Source organism: Nostoc sp., assembly GCF_054880495.1.
The window spans coordinates 1-5889 of sequence record NZ_JBTYKD010000249.1; the positions used below are offsets into that span (position 1 = coordinate 1).

Genomic DNA, 5889 nt, shown 5'->3' on the forward strand with positions numbered 1-5889 from the left:
CGTAGCGATCGCGGGATCTATTGACTTATGAGCCTTCTTTAGCAAGTTGGGCTTTTGCCTGTTGCCAGAGAGTTTCTAACTCATCCAAACTGTAATCAGAAAGGGGACGATCAACAGCTGCCTCCATTTTTTCTAAACGTTGCACGAATCGCTGATTTGTGCCTTGCAAAGCGGTGCTAGGGTCAAGATGATGCCAACGGGCTAGCTGAATAACTGCAAATAGTAAATCGCCTAATTCTGCTTCTTGTCGTTCTGGTGTTTCCTCAGCCAAAGCCTGTTGAAACTCCCCCAACTCCTCATAAAACTTATCCCAGACGCCCTGAATATTTTCCCATTCAAAGCCGATCGCCGCCGCCTTTTGAGAAATCTTCATCGCCGCCGTCAGTGGGGGAAGAGTACGCCCATAACGAGCGAGTTTAGCACTAAGTTTTTGTGCATCTGGAGATACTTCGCCTTTTTCCGCAGCTTTGATTTGTTCCCAATTTTGCTGCACCTCATCCACACTTGCCACCGACACATCACCAAACACATGGGGATGACGGCGAATCAACTTTTGGGAAATCCCCTGAGTTATTTCTTTGAGAGAAAATTGTCCAGATTCGCTAGCGATTTGGGCTTGTAATACCACCTGCAATAGTAAATCTCCCAACTCTTCAGCGATCGCTTCTTGATCCCCACCCTTAATTGCGTCCACCACCTCATAAGCTTCCTCAATCACATAAGGCATCAGCGTTTCGGCAGTTTGCGCCAAATCCCAAGGACAACCACCATCAGGCGATCGCAACTTCGCCACCACCTCAATCAATTCCTGCAAAGCCACCAAACTCTCATCTTGATTTTCCATACCTTTGCGTCCCTCCGCGCTTCCCTTTGCGTTTAAAAACTCATTTCTTTACCTTAGTCCGACTACTCCTCCTCACCTTCCGCTTCTTAATTTTGCCACTAGGAAGCAACCCCCGAACCCCCTGTTTTTGAAACCGCTTGTATGCCGAACCGCCCCAATCGCACAGAGAATGACTCATCGCACCGAGTTCCAAGCCCAAAAACAAAGCGATATATTCAGTATCATAATCCACGAGCGATCGCCAGACAGTTCCCCCCAAATCCTGCCAAGTAAAACTGAGATTCCCCAGCTTTTGGGCGATCGTCAAAAGGAAAATTGCCAAAATAGCCAGCAAACACCCCAGATAAATTACCCGTAGGATCGTGCCAATAATCGGCCCGTGGGATAAAAAAGAACGATGACGGAGACTTTTTTGATAAGGTAGCCAAATCCAGCGCAAGAAACCCCAGCGTTGAAATTGCACAGAGTAAATATCTAAATCCGGGCCAAACATCAGCCCTCCAAAGAGAAACCCGCCTGCAACCAACAAAGTCACATTGCTACTGCGAGTTTGCCAGAAAGTAACGCCCGCCACCAAGGGCAGAGTATACATAGTAATGCGATCGTGCGTCCGACCAGAGGGCATCCTAAATCCTGTTAGCGATAGCGGGGCGTTTAGCCCGTGCTGAATACTGAGTCAGTATAAGAGAAAAAAAGATTTTCTTAAAACTACTAGCGGAATCTGAAATGTTTTGCTATATTAGTTAAGGATTGGGCGGTTAGCTCAGTTGGTAGAGCGCCTGCCTTACAAGCAGGACGTCATCAGTTCGAGTCTGGTACTGCCCATTAAGTAAATTAAGGCTAGAGACAGCTTAGATGCGGTTTCTAGCCTTTTTTAAATGGATTCATAATCTCTAATTGACCAGCTACGACTAACCCATCTTGCATATCTTCAGAATAGACTCATAATTATTGGTTATAAATTTCCTCACGGTTGAGTACACCATCCACTTGAACAGGATTCTCTGTTAATTCATCAATTATGTCTCTTCTGGGAGATGATTTTTTCTTCACCAAAACGATTACTTTAATATCATCCCCTTCACCGAGTTCTTGTTTGTACTCATCGGGAATGTGAATTAAACCATTTTGAATCTTTGCTTGAAACTCAACCGCATTTAGCATCTTTAATCTCTCTTAATATATTGTGATAAGTCAATCTTAGACTCACACCCAACACCTACGGCTAACTACGGCAGAGGACGCTGGCGAATCTGATTGCGCTCTACTACCGTAAACCGCTTCTCAAATTGCAATCCTTCTATCTGTAGTAAATTTAATAACAGTGTGCCTGGCTCCTCAGGAGTATGGAAACCGGAGATAAATCACACCCATTGGTGATGGTAATTTTAAGCGATAGATGAGTTCGCCGTAGTCGCGATCAAACGTTAGAATCACCCATTGGTCATTAGCTGCACGAGTCAAAACCTCTGTATCTTCAATCCCAGGAGAATCCTCTGTCACCGAAGCGACATCATAGCCCGCTTGCCGTAGCAGCCGCACACTGGGCAATGGGAAGTTTTCATTCGCCAGAAACCGCATTATCTGGCCTCAGTAGACAGCAACGGTGTGTAGAATACATCCTCTTTGAGACACTCTGCCGCAAACGCGAACACGGCTTGAATTGCAGGAGTGCTGAGAGTTGGGTAGCTTTCTGTGACTTGCTGTTCTGTCCAACCTTCGGCAAACAACCCCAAGATGAATTCCACGGATAGCCGCGTTCCTTTAACGATAGGCTTTCCAAGGAGAATTTTCGGGTCTGAATGAATATAAGTTCTCCAATCCATACCAGTTTACCTTTATGGGCTTCATCCATTATGAGCGATGCCTAGGTTGGGCTGCGCCAACCCACCAGTAAGATAGTCCGCTTGGGGAAAAGATTATCGCCTGCTATATATTCAAACAAGCCCAAAAGGTTGCAATAAAATACCCATAATTTTATCAACTTCTTTAATATAGTACTCAGTCGAATCTATATAAACAGTCGTTTCTTCTAAAAATAAAAACTTCCAGTTAGTTCCAGTCGTAACCGAGCCATAAATCCGCCCAACTTCATTGCCTTGATTTTGATTGAACAACTGCGCCGCAATCATTGCCGCTACACATTGACCAAGACCGCCGATAATATCTTCTTTTTTCGCCTCAAAAATAAACATTACCGGAGCAGAAAGAAATAATTGCTCCTGAGAATTGCTAATGATGTAATCGCAAAAACCTTGCAAGCCTTGAGTCGCATCCACATTAAATTCATTCCCAGAAAACAGTGAGATTTGATTATTTAATAATCGTCTGACCTCTGCGAGGATTGGTGCAATTAAAAACTCTGACCTAGCTTTTTCGGTTGAAATTGCAGTTGCTAAAGGAATGTAATCTATTAAAATCGTTCTGAGGGTTTCTGATGGTGTAACAGGTTTTGTATCAGCAAATAAATTCTGAGTTTCATCGAGTCTTAAGTCAAAACTCTTTTTCACCTTAGCGAGACTAAAATCGCTGTATGCCATGCTTTTACCTTGTGATTATCTATAGCAGTTCTCAGTTTAGTTAAATAGAGACCTAACCCCCAGCCCCTTCCCTACAAGGGAAGGGGAGTAGGATTCAAAGCCTCTCTCCTCTTAGGAGAGAGGTTTGGAGAGAGGTCAAACTGTATTGCATATAGATCGCTTCGCTATATTTCGTCTATTCCATATTGCTATAACTCAATCTTAGCCCTATTGAACCGGAGCATCGCAGTTTTACAAAAGTGAGATAACTTCATTTTTTTGCACAATGTCTCACTAATTCCGTAACTTCTTAATCTCTGCATCTGTAAACGGATTCTTCCCCGCCCGTAAATCTTTCACCCAGCGCTGCCGTTGTGCTTTACTATTTTTATCCTGAGGCTGGGCGATGTATGCCTCAAAGTCAGTAATCGCCCCTTGAGTGTCGCCTGTCAGCGCCCTAGCCAAGCCACGACTATCACGAATTCTGCCATCTTCAGGTGCAAGTGCAACGGCTTTATCACAGGCTGGTAAAACATCGGCGGCTTGTTTTTGCAGACTCCCGTCCCAGCATATTGTATTCCAAGAATTAGTAGGAATTTCGACTTTTGGATCAAACTTGAGAGCTGCGGTATAAGCTGCTAGTGCTTCTTTAAACTTTTTCTCTCGTAAGCGGCTGTTTCCTTCATCAACTGAGCGTTCAGCCTTGCCTTTGTTGACAAACTCTTGTGCTTTTACCTGGGGTTCAAATCTCAAATTAGCATCCCACTGCTGAGCTTGGCGGAATTTGGTAATCGCATTATCAACGTCTTCATTTCGCGCTAGCTTCTCACCTTGGATAACTAATACTGTAGCGGCTTGCACCAGCCGAGGCGGAGTTTGGCATTCCGTTAGTTCTTGCAGCACTTCAGGATGGACAACCAAATAGTTGTTGAGCAAGCGACAACCATCTTTGACTAACTTATTTAAATCCAAATTCCATATAATTATCGTGTTGTCAAAACTTGCAGAAGCCAGCCTTTGCCCATCGGGGCTGAACACCACGCTATTGACCCAACTGCTATGCCCTTCTAATGTATTCAGTTCTTGGAATTTGTTCTCTGGTTGTAAGTACACAGCTTTCTGCAAACTTCCCACAACCCGTATCTGGGTATCTACCGCCACCTTCCCGGAATTTTTCAGTTTTCCGCCCGCTTTTAAGCCTTCTGTCAGTGCATCCCAGATTTGCCCAGAGGCAGAAAAGGTGGCTGATGAGTTAGCAAGGGCGTTGATTTCACTGATTGCAGCTTGTTTTGTTTCCTGTTCTGCCGTTTTTGCTGCATCCCAGGCTTTAAATGTTAGCCCAGCTAAGACGACTCCGGCTGCAACTGAACCAAAAAGGGCGCGTTTGAGAAAGCTATTGAGTTTTGCATCACTCAGTTTTCTTTGTTCTCGTTCTTTTTCCAGTTCCCCCATCACCTGCTTTAACTTCGGTTCTTGTTGCTGGCGAATAAAAGCGGCGATGTAGTCGTGTACCAGTTGATAACGGTCAAAAGGGTTTTCTGGTAGCAAAACCACTAAGCCAGATTGGACAACAATTTCTAACACTAAATCTAATTTACTGATTTCAGAAGCTTGTTCCCCCCTAGCTTCTGATCCCCCCGCTTGCGGCGATCGCCTTTTTAAGGGGGTTGAAAGAATAAAGCCCCCCTTTTTAAGGGGGGTTGGGGGGATCTCCGATAAGTACGGCATCAAATCGCGTTCCAACTCAGCGCGAGTCTTCAGAGGGCGAGTTCCTTTGTCATCCGTCAGCAAATACAGTAATATTTCTGCTGCTTGGTGATTTTCTTCACCGCAATCATTAACAACTTCTTCCAAATAACGCTTAACCAATTCGTCCTTAGTGCCACGCTGCTGATATTCTGCCAGAGTTGTAATATTCTCCGTTTGCAGTTGCGCCCCCACAATCTGCAACTCAATGGGACGAACTTCACCCAATTTTCCGGCTAAATCTACCACCAGTTGTTCAACTAAAATAGGTTCTAAGCGAAAGCTAGTATTTTCAGTTAAACGCTGAATAATTGAGTTCGCATCAGCAGGCGAGAAATTCCCCAACTTGTAAAGCACATTATTACTGAGAATGTCATTGCCAATAATCTTGAGGCTGGGCAAATCATTGCACTCCAGCAAGTAATGGATGTAATCTACCCGCAGCGATAAGATAACTTTCACCGATAGAACATTCAGACACTCTCCCAAAAACTCAAAGAATTGCTTCCTTTGTGCAGGTTCGGTGTAAACAAAGAAAAATTCCTCAAATTGATCAAAAATTAGCACCGTGCGGAGGTTGCGCTGTTCGTTTTCGCGTAGTTGAGTAATTAGAGAATTTGTAGAGACGCGATTCATCGCGTCTGCACTAGGGAGTAAAGAAGACGCGGCGAGTAAAGAATGGGGATTTTGAGTATCAAAGGTGGATGCATCCGGTTCAAAGGTGGATGAACGGAGTTCTGAGGTGGATGCATCCGGTTCAAAGGTGGATGAACGGAGTTC

7 protein-coding genes and 1 tRNA gene are annotated in these 5889 nt (G+C 44.5%); 1 reads left to right on the top strand and 7 read right to left on the bottom strand.

Annotation, left to right across the window (positions count from 1 at the left end):
- Positions 1–25: 25 nt before the first annotated feature.
- Positions 26–844 (bottom strand): nucleoside triphosphate pyrophosphohydrolase, encoded by an 819-nt coding sequence (mazG, locus tag ACYTXL_RS23335; protein ID WP_461926807.1) that lies wholly within the window; start codon positions 842–844, stop codon positions 26–28.
- A 40-nt stretch (positions 845–884) separates the two neighbouring features.
- The gene (locus tag ACYTXL_RS23340; RefSeq protein WP_461926808.1) at positions 885–1469 is read right to left on the bottom strand and encodes a metal-binding protein; all 585 of its coding nucleotides are present in this window, start codon (positions 1467–1469) and stop codon (positions 885–887) included.
- Positions 1470–1596: 127 nt separating this feature from the next.
- On the opposite strand from ACYTXL_RS23340, the gene ACYTXL_RS23345 reads away from it, so the two are divergent.
- Positions 1597–1669, top strand: a tRNA-Val gene (locus ACYTXL_RS23345).
- A gap of 123 nt (positions 1670–1792) precedes the next feature.
- Here ACYTXL_RS23345 and ACYTXL_RS23350 read toward each other — a convergent pair.
- The 5 genes from ACYTXL_RS23350 to ACYTXL_RS23370 form a co-directional block, all read right to left on the bottom strand.
- Complete coding sequence (locus ACYTXL_RS23350) at positions 1793–2008, bottom strand: hypothetical protein (protein WP_461926809.1); 216 nt, start codon at positions 2006–2008, stop codon at positions 1793–1795.
- Between the two features lie 174 nt (positions 2009–2182).
- The gene (locus ACYTXL_RS23355; RefSeq protein WP_461926810.1) at positions 2183–2425 is read right to left on the bottom strand and encodes a DUF5615 family PIN-like protein; all 243 of its coding nucleotides are present in this window, start codon (positions 2423–2425) and stop codon (positions 2183–2185) included.
- Positions 2425–2670 carry a DUF433 domain-containing protein gene (locus tag ACYTXL_RS23360; protein WP_461926811.1) on the bottom strand — a complete coding sequence of 82 codons (246 nt, stop codon included), beginning with the start codon at positions 2668–2670 and terminating at the stop codon, positions 2425–2427. Before ACYTXL_RS23360 ends, ACYTXL_RS23355 begins: the two co-directional genes overlap by 1 nt.
- Before the next feature lie 111 nt (positions 2671–2781).
- On the bottom strand, positions 2782–3384 hold the full coding sequence (locus ACYTXL_RS23365) for a hypothetical protein (RefSeq protein WP_461926812.1): 603 nt from the start codon (positions 3382–3384) through the stop codon (positions 2782–2784).
- 273 nt (positions 3385–3657) lie between these two features.
- The coding region (locus ACYTXL_RS23370; RefSeq protein ID WP_461926813.1) for an nSTAND1 domain-containing NTPase at positions 3658–5889 on the bottom strand (2232 nt) is incomplete at its 5' end.